Annotated in this window: 11 protein-coding genes and 1 pseudogene; 8 read left to right on the plus strand and 4 right to left on the minus strand. The window is 76.6% G+C overall.

Annotated elements, in window-relative coordinates; translation table 11 throughout:
- Window positions 1-259: 259 nt before the first annotated feature.
- A complete protein-coding gene (locus G9H71_RS07955; protein WP_166280403.1) occupies window positions 260-1537 on the plus strand; it encodes a multidrug effflux MFS transporter in 1278 nt (425 codons plus the stop codon).
- A 168-nt stretch (window positions 1538-1705) separates the two neighbouring features.
- On the opposite strand, the pseudogene G9H71_RS25480 reads toward G9H71_RS07955, so the two are convergent.
- Window positions 1706-2240, minus strand: a pseudogene (locus tag G9H71_RS25480) (DUF4188 domain-containing protein).
- 37 nt (window positions 2241-2277) lie between these two features.
- Between G9H71_RS25480 and G9H71_RS07965 the strand changes: the two are divergent.
- On the plus strand, window positions 2278-2943 hold the full coding sequence (locus tag G9H71_RS07965) for a TetR/AcrR family transcriptional regulator (RefSeq protein ID WP_166280404.1): 666 nt from the start codon (window positions 2278-2280) through the stop codon (window positions 2941-2943).
- Here G9H71_RS07965 and G9H71_RS07970 read toward each other — a convergent pair.
- Window positions 2918-4162: a saccharopine dehydrogenase family protein gene (locus G9H71_RS07970; RefSeq protein ID WP_331272829.1), complete on the minus strand. Its 1245-nt coding sequence runs from the start codon at window positions 4160-4162 to the stop codon at window positions 2918-2920. The two genes, G9H71_RS07965 and G9H71_RS07970, sit on opposite strands and share 26 nt — an antisense overlap.
- A gap of 164 nt (window positions 4163-4326) precedes the next feature.
- Between G9H71_RS07970 and G9H71_RS07975 the strand changes: the two genes are divergently transcribed.
- The 6 genes from G9H71_RS07975 (at window position 4327) to G9H71_RS08000 (ending at window position 11229) form a co-directional block, all read left to right on the plus strand.
- Entirely contained in the window at window positions 4327-6051 is a 1725-nt protein-coding gene (locus G9H71_RS07975; protein ID WP_166280405.1) for a coiled-coil domain-containing protein, read from the plus strand.
- Window positions 6048-7115 (plus strand): coiled-coil domain-containing protein, encoded by a 1068-nt coding sequence (locus G9H71_RS07980; RefSeq protein WP_166280406.1) that lies wholly within the window; start codon window positions 6048-6050, stop codon window positions 7113-7115. Before G9H71_RS07975 ends, G9H71_RS07980 begins: the two co-directional genes overlap by 4 nt.
- Before the next feature lie 92 nt (window positions 7116-7207).
- A complete protein-coding gene (locus tag G9H71_RS07985) occupies window positions 7208-8074 on the plus strand; it encodes a DUF1206 domain-containing protein (RefSeq protein ID WP_166280407.1) in 867 nt (288 codons plus the stop codon).
- The gene (locus G9H71_RS07990; RefSeq protein ID WP_166280408.1) at window positions 8071-9141 is read left to right on the plus strand and encodes an AI-2E family transporter; all 1071 of its coding nucleotides are present in this window, start codon (window positions 8071-8073) and stop codon (window positions 9139-9141) included. Before G9H71_RS07985 ends, G9H71_RS07990 begins: the two co-directional genes overlap by 4 nt.
- Complete coding sequence (locus G9H71_RS07995; RefSeq protein ID WP_166280409.1) at window positions 9138-10337, plus strand: AI-2E family transporter; 1200 nt, start codon at window positions 9138-9140, stop codon at window positions 10335-10337. Before G9H71_RS07990 ends, G9H71_RS07995 begins: the two co-directional genes overlap by 4 nt.
- 67 nt (window positions 10338-10404) lie before the next feature.
- Window positions 10405-11229, plus strand: a complete 825-nt coding sequence (locus G9H71_RS08000; RefSeq protein ID WP_166280410.1) for a hypothetical protein — start codon at window positions 10405-10407, stop codon at window positions 11227-11229.
- 59 nt (window positions 11230-11288) lie between these two features.
- On the opposite strand, the gene G9H71_RS08005 is transcribed toward G9H71_RS08000, so the two are convergent.
- The gene (locus tag G9H71_RS08005) at window positions 11289-11759 is read right to left on the minus strand and encodes a CYTH domain-containing protein (protein ID WP_166280411.1); all 471 of its coding nucleotides are present in this window, start codon (window positions 11757-11759) and stop codon (window positions 11289-11291) included.
- Window positions 11760-12070: 311 nt separating this feature from the next.
- Window positions 12071-12274, minus strand: a complete 204-nt coding sequence (locus G9H71_RS08010) for a cold-shock protein (RefSeq protein WP_166280412.1) — start codon at window positions 12272-12274, stop codon at window positions 12071-12073.
- Window positions 12275-12412 lie beyond the last annotated feature (138 nt).

The following is a 12412-nucleotide window of genomic DNA, read 5'->3' on the forward strand; positions in this document are numbered from 1 at the left end:
GGTCCCAGCCGGCCCGGAAGCCGTCGGCGGCACCTGACGACTATCGCCGACGGCACTGACAAGCGGCGGACGCTGCCTGAGCCGGCCAGAGCGGACCGAAAGCGAGCAGGGGGAATGGCCCGCCGTCTGACACGCTTGTCACAACTTCGGACAAGGGTGTCCGTGCCGAGCCGTGCCCCGGCGCGCCCCGACCCGGGGTGCCCGTGCCGGCCGGACCGACCGCCCGAGCCGGGCAGACCCTCTGCGAAGGACGACGCGCATGACCACCACGCTGGGCCCCGCCACGCAGCCGGGGGACCCGACGCAGGAGCGGGATGTCGTCGCCCCGCGCGAGCGGCTCCGCCTGGTCGCCGTGCTCGGGCTGCTCGTAGCGCTCGGGCCGTTCACTATCGACCTCTACCTCCCGGCGCTGCCCACGATCACCGACGACCTGGACACGACCGAGTCGGCGGTGCAGCTGACCCTGACCGGGACGATGTTCGGCCTCGCCGTCGGCCAGCTCGTGCTCGGGCCGCTGTCCGACGCGCTCGGGCGTCGCCGCCCGCTGCTGGCCGGGATGGCGCTGCACGTCCTCGCGTCGGTCCTCTGCGTCGTGGCGCCCAACGCCGCGGTCCTCGGTGTGCTGCGCGTGGCCCAGGGGCTCGGCGCCGCCGCAGCGACGGTGATCGCGCTCGCCGTCGTCCGCGACCTCTTCTCCGGCCTCGCGGCCGCCACGATGTTCTCCCGGCTCATGCTCGTGCTGGGCACGTCCCCGGTGCTCGCCCCGACGATCGGCGGCGAGCTGCTGCGCTGGACCGAGTGGCGCGGCGTGTTCGTCGCGCTGGCCGGTCTCGGCTTCGCCCTGATCGTCCTGGCCGGCCTCGCGCTGCCCGAGACGCTGCCGCCGGAGCGCCGCCGCCGAGGGGGAGTGCGCGACACGGCGGCGGCCTATCGCGGGCTGCTGCGCGACCGGCCCTACGTCGGCCTGGTCCTCGTCGTCGGCCTGTCCATGGCGTCGCTGCTGGCGTACGTCGCCGGCTCCTCGTTCGTCCTGCAGGACGAGTTCGGGCTGTCCGAGCAGGAGTTCGGGCTGGCGTTCGCGGTCAACGCGGTCGCGGTCATCGGCGCCACCCAGCTGAACGTCCGGCTGCTCCGCCGCTGGGGGCCGCAGCAGCTGCTGGTCTTCGCCCTCCTGCTCGGCACAGGTGCAGGCCTGGTCATGCTCGCGCTGGCGGTCGCCGGCGTCGGCGGGCTGCTCGGCGTCCTCGTCCCGCTGTTCGTCGCGCTGGCCGGCTTCGGCCTGGCCGGGCCCAACGCGCAGGCGCTCGCCCTGATGCGTCACGGCGAGGCGGCCGGGACCGCCGCCGCCCTGCTCGGCGCCGCGCAGTTCGGGATCGGGTCGCTCGCGTCGCCGCTCGTCGGCGCCCTCGGCAACGATGCCGCCGCGATGGCCGCCCTGGTCGCCGGCGGCATGGTCGCCGCACTGCTCGTGCTCGCGACCGTCGTACGCCCCTGGCAGCTGGGCGGCTTCGAGGCCGCGGAGCGGGCCGGTCGCTGACGGGACGCCGGCCGAGCGCACCGCCGCAGCCGAGCGCACCGCCGCAGCCGAGCGCACCGCCGCAGTCGAGCGCACCGCCGCAGTCGAGCGCACCGCCGCAGTCGAGCGCACCGCCGCAGCGGAGCGCACCGCCGCAGTCGAGCGCACCGCCGCAGCCGGGCGCACCCGTCAGCGCGGCGCCACCAGCTCGCCTGCGGCGTCGACGAGCTGGCCGTCGGGCACCCCGGCGTCCAGCCGGTGCGCGGCCCGCTCTCCGCGGCGGGCGAGAGGCGCGACGCCCAGCGCCCGCCCCAGCCCGTAGGCCGGCATCCCGACGTAGACCGCCTCCCGCTGCCCGCCGGGCACGACGTAGGTCTCGTGGAAGATCCCGGCGGCCGGTCCCGCCGAGCGCAGCCGCTTGTTAGAAGGCGCGCCAGGCCGGCAGGTGCTCACGGTCGGAGGCCCGGGCGTACGCGTCGAGGTGCTCGAACGAGCTCCAGTACTGCACGACGAGGACGACGCGCCCGGACACGTACGACCGGGCGTCGAGCAACCCGAGCGACGGGTCCTTCGCCAGCTCGCGGAGCATCCGCGGCATGGCCGTGACGGCGGGCAGCCAGGCGCGGACCGCGCGCAGCCGGTTGATCCGCATCCCGATCAGGAAGACCACGAGGTCGTCGTCGCTCGCCGCCGTCATCCGCCCCGGAACCACCTGCGCGCTCATGCCCGTCCTTCCCTCCGTTGATGTGTACGCTGTCAACATGACAGCCGATGTTGACGGTGTCAACACGCGCGCCAAGCGGCCCTACCACCACGGCCGGCTCCGGGAGGCGCTCCTGGAGGGCGCGCTCGAGCTCGCCCGCGACGGCGGCCCGGGTGCTGTGGGCGTGCGCGAGGTCGCCCGGCGGGCCGGCGTGTCGCCCACCGCGGCGTACCGGCACTTCGCCGACCGCGACGGGCTCCTGGGCGCGGTGCGGGACGCCGCGATGGGGAGGCTTGCGGACCGGATGCGCGTCGAGATCGCGGGTGCGGACCGCTCGCCCGCCGGCGCCTTCCGGGCCACCGGGGCGGCGTACGTCCGCTTCGCCCTCGAGGAGCCCGGGCTCTTCCGCGCGGCCTTCGCCCCGTGCCCGGCCCCGCCGCAGGGCGGGCCGGAGGACAACCCGTACGCGCTGCTGGGCGCCGCCCTCGATGCCCTCGTGCAGGCCGGGGAGCTGTCGCCCGACGCCCGGCTGGGCGCCGAGGACGTGGCGTGGGCGTGCGTCCACGGCGTCGCGCAGCTCGTGCTCGAGGGGCAGCTGGGCCCGGAGGGGGGAGAGGCCATCCGCGAGCGGGCCGTGGACAGCCTCCTGGACCGGGTGCTCGACGTCGTTCGCGACGGGCTGGCCGCCGGGCCTGCGGTCAGGCCGGAGCGACCGACAGCGTGAGGCCGGCGGCGCGCAGCCGGTCGGCCAGCCGCCCGCCCAGCGCCGTGGCCGGTGTGAGCACGCCGGCGCGGTCGGGCAGCTCGTCCCGGTCGAGGGCCAGGCACAGGGCGCTCTGCGCGAGCATGCGGGCCGTCGCGGCGTAGCCGGGGTCGTACGGGCCACCGACGACCGCCGCGTAGCGCGCGCCCTCCGTCGTCACGGTGCGGGTCGTCGTCCGGAAGTGCCCGGGGCGCCCGTCGTGCAGCGACGGCCCCTCGCCCGGAGCGGGCAGCGCGCGGTCCACCACCCGCCGGGTCGCCGGGGCCGCCAGGAGCAGCCCGAGCGCCCCGAGCCCGAGCGCCGTGGCCGCGGCGAGCGGGGGCCCGGCCGGCCCCTCGGCCACCCGGAGCGCCTCTGAGTAGTCGAGCCCGCGGCCGTACGCGAACCCGAGCAGGGCGTTGCTGCGCCGCACGACTCTGCTGTTGAACGGAGCCATCGGGAAGGGCGCCGTCCAGGCCCCGCCGAGGCGGTCGACGACCGGGCGCCCGCGCGGGTCGGGCGGCTCGCTCCGGCGGTCGGGGCTCAGGGCGTACGGGTCGCGCAGCACCGCGCGCGCCCGCGGGTCCCGTCGTGCTGCGTCGAGCTGCTCGCGCAGGCTCTCGTAGGTGCCGCCGCCGATGCCCCCGCGCATCGGGCCGGCGACGAGCACCGTGCGGGTCAGCGTGCCGGCGCCGTCGGCACGGGCGCGCTCGGCCAGCAGCAGCACGGCAAGGTCGGACGGGACCGAGTCGAAGCCGGCCGCGTGCACGATGCGCGCCCCGCTCCGGACGGCAGCGCCGTGGGCGGCGTCGATGCTGCGTCGCACGAAGAGCGTCTCGCCGGTGAGGTCGACGTAGTCCGTGCGGGACCTGGCACAGGCCACGACGAGCGGCAGCCCGTGCCGGGCGTACGGACCGACGGTCGTGGCGACCACGCGGGTGCGCGCGACGAGCCGCGAGAGCGCCTCGTCGTCCCCGACGTCGACCACCAGCAACGGCCAGCTCGCGGCCGCGTCGGGCAGGCCGTCCCGGACGGCGTGCAGCCGGTCGCGGGAGCGGCCGGCCAGCCCGACCCGCGTGCCCGGGGGCGCGGCGCCGGCGAGGTACGCGGCGGTGGCCCGCCCGACGAGCCCGGTGGCGCCGAGCAGCACGACGTCCAACAGGCCCTCCGGGCGGTCCGGAAGATCAGCGGGGGACGGCACGCCGGGAGTATGCGTTCGCGGCCGACGCTCGAACCCTTCGGCACGGGCCGGGGCGGCACGTCGGAAGCGCCCTTCGCCCGACCGCGTCGACGATCTTCTCGGGCTGTGACGGAGCGCTGCCTCGGCGTCGCCACGCCGAGCGATGGATGGCACTATGCGGCACTATGGACGTTGAGGCCGAGACCCGACGCGGAGGCCCCGAGGCGGGCCCGTCCGACGTCATCGACCTCAGCGCGAGCGGGCAAGCCGCGCGGCTCCTCGTGACCGCGCAGCGGCAGGCGGACATGGTGCGCGCACAGGCCGAGCGGGACGCCGCGGCCGCTCTCGCGGACGTCGAGAGCCAGCGCGAGGAGACGCGTGCCCTGCACGAGCAGGCCGCGCGGGCAGCGGCCGTGGTGGAGGAGGCCGAAGCGCGGGCCGCGGCCCGCCTGGCCGCCGCCACCGAGCAGGCCGAGGCCCTGACGCGGGAGAGCCGGGCCGAGGCCGATGCCCGCCGCGCCGACGCGCGGACCGAGGCCGCGCAGCTGCTGACCGACGCCGCCGACCAGAGCGCGCTGCTCGTGGAGGCGACGGACCGGCAGTCGGCCCAGCTGCTCGAGACGGCCGAGCAGGAGGCGGCCCGCCTCCGCGAGGAGGCCGCCGACGCGGCGCGCGCCGCGCGCTCCGAGGCGCAGGCGGTGCTGGAGCAGGCCCGCGCGGAGGCCGTGCGGCTCGTCGAGGACGCCGCGCGGGAGGCCGCTGCCGAGCGGGCCGCGTCCGCGCAGGACGCCGAGCGGGCCCGCGCCGAGGCCGAGGAAGCGGCGGCTGCCGCGCGGACGGCGGCCGACGCGTACGCCGGCCAGACCCGGCAGGAGGCCGAGCGGGTCGCCCTGGAGTGGCGGGCGGAAGCGCGCTCGGAGCTCGACGCCGCGCGCTCGGAGAGCGCCCAGGTGCGGGAGTCGGCGGCCGCCGAGGCCGCACGGGTCCTCGACGAGGCCCTGGCCACGAGCGACGAGCAGCTCGCCGAGGCGGCGGAGCAGACGGCGTGGGCGCAGCGCACCGTCGAGTCGCTGCTCGCCGCGGCCGAGACCGAGGCGGCCATGGCCCGGTCGAAGGCGCACGCGGAGGCGGCGCACGTCGTGCGGCAGGCGCGCGAGAACGTCGACCGGCTGCTGGGGCAGGCGCGCACCTCGGCACGGCAGCACACCGAGCGGGCCGAGCGCGAGGTCGCCGACCTGCACGCGCGCAGTGCAGGTGTGCTCGAGCGGGCCGAGGAGCAGGCGGCCGGCCTGGTCGCGCGGGCCGAGCAGCGTGCCGCGGAGGAGCTCGGCGCCGCGCGGCGGGCGGCGGAGGCGCTGGAGGAGCGGGCCGAGCGCCGCATGGCCGAGGCCGACGCCGGTGCCCGCGCGCTGCGCGAGCGGGTGGCCGAGCAGACCGCCCGCGCCCAGCGCGAGACGCAGGACCTGCGGCGGGCCGCCCGGGCCGAGGCCACCGACCTCGTCGCGGACGCCCGCCAGGAGGCCGACGCGCTGCGCTCGGAGGCGCACGAGATCCTCGACCGGGCCCGCAGCGAGGTCGCCGTCCTGACCCGCCGTCGGGACGAGATCGCGACCGAGCTGTCCTCGCTCTCCGGCGTCATCGAGGCGCTCGCGGTCCCCGGCCCGCCGGCCGCGGCGCCGGCGCCCGCCGACGCCTCGCTCGTGGGCCTTCCGCACACCGAGGGCCCGCACGCCGAGGGCCCGCAGGTCGACGGCCTGCCCGACGTCTCCCCGGGTGCCCGCGCCGAGGCCGGCGCGCTGCCCGCTGCCGCCCCGGAGACCGACCCCTCGCAGGCCGGCGACGCACAGCCCCTCGAGCCCGCGCACGAGCCCGACCCATCCCGCACTTCCGAGGACAGGACGCCGGTATGACCGACAGCGCTCCCCAGTTCGCCATCTCCCGGCGGGGCTACGAGCCGGCCCAGGTCGACAGCTTCGTCACGCAGCTGCGCAGCCAGCTGGAGTACGCCCAGAGCCAGGCCGCGGACCTCGCGCGCACCGTCGACCAGCTCCAGCGGGCGGCGGAGGAGGCGCGGGCGTCGAGCGACACGTCGGCCCCGACGACGCGCTACGAAGGGCTCGGGGCGCGCATCGAGCAGATCCTGACGCTCGCCGAGGAAGAAGCCGCGCAGCTGCGCGACGCGGCGGCCGAGGACGCGCGGCGGCAGCGTGAGCTCACCGAGCAGGCGGCCCAGAAGCAGCGCACCGAGGCCGAGAGGTACGCCACCGAGCTGCGCGCGGACGCCGACGCCCAGTCGGCGCGCACGCTGGAGGACGCCCGGCGCCAGGCCGACACGATCCGCGACGAAGCCGACCGCGAGGCCGCCGCCCGGCGCGAGGAGGCCGAGGCGCTCTTCGAGTCCCAGCGGGCGCGGGCCGCCGAGGCCGCCGCGGACTTCGAGACGACCCTCGCCGAGCGGCGCCGGCGCGCGGAGGCCGAGTTCGCCGAGCGGACGGCCGCGGCCGAGCGCCAGTTCGCCGAGGCGCAGGAGCGTGCGGAGCAGCTGCGCGTCGAGTCCGAGAAGCTGCGCCAGGACGCCGAGCGCAAGGCGGCCCGGACCGTGGAGGAGTCCGAGCGGCAGGCCGAGGAGCTCGTCGGCGAGGCGAAGACCCGGGCGGCGCAGATCCGGGCCGAGTCCGAGCGGGAGCTCATCGCCGCGACTCAGCGCCGCGACAGCATCAACGCCCAGCTGACGAACGTACGCCGCATGCTCGCGACGCTCGGCGGCGCCGCGATGCCCAACCCGCTCGGCGACCTCGGGCCGGAGGGCTCCGCGCAGAGCAGCGGCACGGGAGCCGAGCCCGCGGCGGCTGGCCCGGAGGTCGTGGACCTGACGGTTCTCGAGGCGCAGGAGGCCGGCGCCGGGGACCGCGGCCAGGAGGCCGAGCATGTGCTGGGGGAGGAGTCCGAGAGCGTCGGCGCACCGCCGCGCTGACGCTCACCCTGCGCGTGATCTTGCCCTCTTGAAGCGAGCCCGGGCGGGGTAGGCCTCAGGGCGACTCGCGCCGGCGACTCGGGAGGCACGTCATGGTCAGCAGCGGTGTCGGTAGCGGGAGCGTCACCCCTGAGCGGCTGCGCGGCGCCGGCCGGCAGGCGGCGGGATCGGCCCGCGAGGCGGCCGACAGCGTCTGGGTCGAGCGGCTCGCCCGCGTCGGGCTGGCTGCGCGCGGGCTGGTCTGGGCGCTCATCGGGGTGCTCGCGGCGCAGATCGCCCTCGGCGACCGGCAGGGGCAGGCGGACCAGCAGGGCGCCTTCTCGACCCTGGCCCAGAACGGGCTGGGCAAGGCGCTGCTGTGGCTCGCTGTCGCCGGGTTCCTCGGCTACGCAGCATGGCAGGTGACGGAAGCCGGGTGGGGCCACCGCGACGCCGACGACGCGAAGTCCCGCACCTTCGAGCGGATCGGCTCGCTGGCCCAGGCCGTGCTCTACGCCGCGCTCGCCTTCGTTGCGGCCCGGACCGCGACTGGCAGCGGCGGTGGCCAGGGCAGCGAGGACGCGACCGCCCGGCTGCTCGGCACCTCGTTCGGCCGTCCGCTCGTCGTCCTCGCAGGCCTCGTCATCATCGCCGTGGCCGTCGGCCTCACCTGGAAGGGCCTCACCACGTCCTTCGAGGAGCGGCTCGACCTGGCACGGCTGCGACCTGCGGCGCGCGCGGGGGTGCGCAGGCTGGGGCAGGCGGGCTACGTCTCGCGCGGCGCCGTCCTGGGGCTCGTCGGCGTGCTCGTGATCGCGGCGGCGGTGACGTTCGACCCCGACAAGGCCCGCGGGCTCGACGCGGCCCTCACCGAGCTCGCCGGCCAGCCGTACGGCGCCTACCTGCTGCTGCTCGCTGCCGCGGGGCTGCTCTGCTTCGGCGCCTACTCCTTCGTCGAGGCGCGGTACCGCCGGCTGTGACCAGCGTCGGGGGAGCGAGTCGCACCGAGTCGGCCCGCACCGTCGAGGTCGAGCCCCGCTCGCTCGTGCTGCTCTGCGGCGTCGTGGTCGCGGTCGTGGTGGCCGTCGACGTGGGGCGCGGCGTGCGCGGGACGCTGGTCCAGCTGCTCGTGGCGCTGGTGCTGGCGCTCGCGCTCGACCGCGTCGTGCGCGCAGCCCAGCGCCGGCTCCACCTCGGCCGGGGCGCCGCCGTCGCCGTCGTCGTCGGTGCGGCCGCCGCGCTGACGCTCGGGGCGCTCACCCTGCTCGCCCGGGCCATGGTCCGCCAGGCGACGCAGGGCAGCCTGGACGCCAGCGCGGTCGCCGCAGACCTGGAGGAGGCCCCGGTCGTGGGGGAGCTGCTGCGCCGCTACGAGGTCGCCGACCGGGTGCAGGCCTGGCTGGCGGGCCTGCCCGACCGGCTCGACGCCGACCTCGGCGCGATCGGCGGCACCGTCCGGCTGATGCTCGACGCGGCGACCGGCGCCACCCTGACGTTCCTGCTGGTCGTGCTGCTGCTGCTCGAGGGCCCCCGGCTCGTGGGAGCGGCCCGCCTCGCCCTGCCGCCGGAGCGCCGGGAGGTCGCCGCGCGGCTGGGGGCCAGCCTCTACGTCGCGATCGGCAGGTACGCCGTCGGCTCGCTCCTGCTCGCCCTGCTCGCCGGGTCGGCCGCGCTCGCGATCGGCCTGGCGCTCAGCGTCCCGTTGGCGGTCGCCGCCGGCCTCTGGGCGCTGCTGTGGAACTTCGTCCCGCAGCTCGGCGGCATCGTCGGAGGTGCCGCCCTGGTCGTGCTCGCGGCGACCCGCAGTGTCGGCACCGCGCTGCTCGCGCTCGCGCTCTGGCTCGCCTACTCCCAGCTCGAGAACCGGCTCGTCCAGCCGATCATCATCGGAAGGGCCGTGCAGCTGTCGCCGATGACGACGATGCTGGGGGCCCTCGGCGGCGCGGCGGTGGCCGGGCTCGTGGGCGCCGTCCTCGCCGTCCCGCTGGCCGCGGCGGCCAAGGTCGCCTACGCCGAGCTGCGACCTCGTGCCGCTCCACTTCCATGAACTCGAACTCGCGCATCCGACTGCAGCTCGATCTGCCGGCCGCTGTCCGCGTGGTCGCCGCCGGCCTCGCCACGCTCGCGCTCCTGCTCGCCCTGGACCGGGCCCGGCACGTCGTGGCGTGGACGCTGACCGCGGCTGCGGTCGCATTCCTGCTGGACGGGCCGGTCCGCGCCCTTACCCGTGTCATGCGGCGCGGTGTCGCGGTCGGTCTCGTCACCCTCGTGACGCTCGCCGCCCTCGCCGGGGTCGCCTACGAGGTCGGCAACACCCTCGTCCGGCAGTACCAGCGGCTGCAGGACGCCGTGCCGCGCGCGACCTCGGACCTGCTCACGGACTGGGGCGTACGCGACCGGGAGCAGCGCGACGAGCTGGTCGAGCGGGTGCGGCGGCTCGTCGACGAGGCTCCGACCCGGCTGCTCGGGGCGCCGCGCGAGGTCGCGGAGGGGACCCTGTCGCGGCTGGCGATCTTCGCGGTCGTCGCGACGCTCGCGGTCTTCATGCTCGGCGGCGGAGCGCGGGCCCTGCACCGGCTGGCTCGGCTCGTCGCGACGGCGAGCGGCGACCGGCTCTCGACCGTCCAGGCAGGTCGGGGGCTCGTACGCGGCGCCGCGGCCGCCCGGGGCGCCGTGCTGCACGCCGGCGTCGCCGGTCTCGTCGTCGCCACCCTCGGGGCGCTGGTCGACCTGCCTGGTGCCCAGCCGGTGGGGCTGTGGGTCGCGATGTGGCGCCTGCTGCCCTTCCTGGGGCTGGTGATGGCGTACGTCCCGTCCTTCGCGCTGCTCTGGCTCACCGTCGCCCGGGACCAGGCGCTGCTGGTGGCCGGCGGCGTGCTGGTCGTCGAGGCCGGGCTGGCGTGGGCCATGCACCGCCGGGCGCGGCGCGAGCGGCCGCCGACCCGGCTCGTCGCCGCGCTCGCCCTGCTCGGCGGGTTCGAGATGTACGGCGTCGTCGGCGCGGTCGTGTGCTTCGTGCTCGGGCACGTGGTGGCCGGTGTCGTCAACGAGCTGGCCCGCGGCCGGCAGGAAGGCCCGGGTCTCGCGCCGGCGGGGGTGGCGGAGGCCGGGGTGGGGGAGGACGAGGCGGCGGCGGACGCGATGCCACCGGACGAGGCGGAGCGGGACGGGTCGGCGCCGGACGAGGCGGCGGCCGGCCCGGTGCGGAGGGTCACGACGACGAGCAGCCGTGGCGAGCCGTAGGAGGGACGCGACACGAACGTTGCACGCAATGACGTTTCTGGCAACATCGCAGGCGCACCATAGGGCGATGGACGACCTCGACGCGGTGGCCCTGCGCTACGACGAGCACCTCGACGACCGTGACCTCCTCGCCCTCACCGGCGGGCGCGCCGACCAGGTGCCGGCGCTGCGCAGACAGCCAGCCCTGATCCTCGACCTGCTCGACCGGCCCGCCGTCACGGACGCGATCCTCGACGACAGCCACGCCGACGCCGAACGGTTCCGCTACGTCTCTCCGTTCCTCGTGTTCGCCGCCGCGGTGCACAGCGTCAGCGGCGCGCTCGTCGGGTCCGCGTACGTCGCCGACCGCACCGGCCCGCGGTCGCGCCTCCCGGTCTTCGACGGGCCGGTGCTCGCCGCCTTCGCGACCGACCCGCACCACCGCTTGTTCCTCATCGAGCTGCTGACGTCGTACTCCCGGATCGCCTCCGGCGTCTCCTACCGGCAGACCGACCGCGGCTGGCGGCGCCAGCGGTGGAACGAGCTGGACCTGCCGCGCCTGGCGGGCGTGCTCCAGGCGCTGCCGTCGCACCAGCGCGCCGCGGTGTGGCGGCGGCTCGGCGACGGAGCGCTGTTCCTCGCCGGGGTGTTCCCCGAGCACGCAGAGCGGGCGCTGGGGCTGGTGGAGGTGGAGCGGCTGCAGCGGGCGACCGGGCTCCGGCTCAGCGGCTGGGACGGGCCCGTCACCCCGCTGCTCGAGGAGCTGGCGGCCCGCGCGTACGGCCACCACGGCGTGCAGGTCCCCATGGGGGTCCTCGAGGCGCCTGCTGCGGCCCGGCGGGTCCTCACGCTCGTCGCCGACCGCCACCTGTTCCCGGCCGGCCCGGGCTGGCCCTCAGCGCCCGCGGGCTGAGCCCCCGCCGGGACGGTCCAACGTGCGGCGGCCCGGGGTTCAGATCCGCGCGGGACGGTTCAGCGTGCGGCGGCCCGGCCTTCAGCAATCGCAAGGTCGCTGAAGGCCGGGTCGTCCGTGATCTCGCGTCCGCACCACGACGGGACGCGCAACACGCTCATGTCGGGGGCGAAACGGCCGACCGCGACGGCGAGGCCCTCGTTCTGCAGGTGGTAGACGTCGAGCGACCACTGGTCGTCGAGCGCGTACCGGCTGCGGAACGCCTTCGCCGGCGCGGCCGCGAACAGCGCCGCCCCCACGGCCGGGTCGAGCGGGCCGGAGTACTGCAGCGCCTCGGGTGCCCCGTGCGGGCCGCGTACGTCCATGGTGAGCCGCCCCGGCCCGGGGTTGCCCCGCTCGTCGAGCTCGTACGCCCGGCAGAGCGTCACGGTCCAGCCGGGGGCTCCGACGAGATAGGCGGTGTTGAGCAGGGTCGCCCGACGGCCCGCCAGGTCGGGCACGGACGGGACGAGGAACCTGCGCTGGCGCACCCACGCCTCCCCGTTCGCTGCCGACTCTCGCGGTGCTTGCTGCGCACAGCATGCCGGGTCGGGGACGGAGGCGGGAGCACGGGCTCCCTGGGGCGCACTGGGGGAGATAGCACGAAGGCCGGCGCCATCTGCTTGGCGGCCGGCCGCTGGCCCAGATCGGGGACGCTGGAGGTCAGTCGTCCCAGGGACCGTAGTCGTCGAACATGACGAGTCCTTCCTGCTGAAGCATGCCCTGCGGCGTCTCTGCTGCAGAGCATCGGCGCCGGTGGCCAGGGCTTGAGCCCATGGTCACCGGCGCCGCTTACCCCGATTCAGACGGGGCGAACCTGCTCGGCCTGCGGGCCCTTCTGGCCCTGCGTGACCTCGAACTCCACGCGCTGGTTCTCCTCGAGCGAGCGGTAGCCGCTCGTCGCGATCGCCGAGTAGTGGACGAAGACGTCCGGGCCGCCGCCGTCCTGGGCGATGAAGCCGAAGCCCTTCTCGGCGTTGAACCACTTCACGGTGCCCTGAGCCATCTGGCTCTCCTTTGCTCCGGTTGTCACCCGCTCGCGGACGCGGCGGGGAGCGGTCGCGACGAGCCGTCGTGTTCGACCGAAGACCGGAGAACGAATGACGCCCGCTGTGTCAACTTCGCGGCGTCTTTGAACGAGCGT

This window comes from Motilibacter deserti (genome assembly GCF_011250635.1).
Taxonomy (GTDB): Bacteria; Actinomycetota; Actinomycetes; order Motilibacterales; family Motilibacteraceae; genus Motilibacter_A; species Motilibacter_A deserti.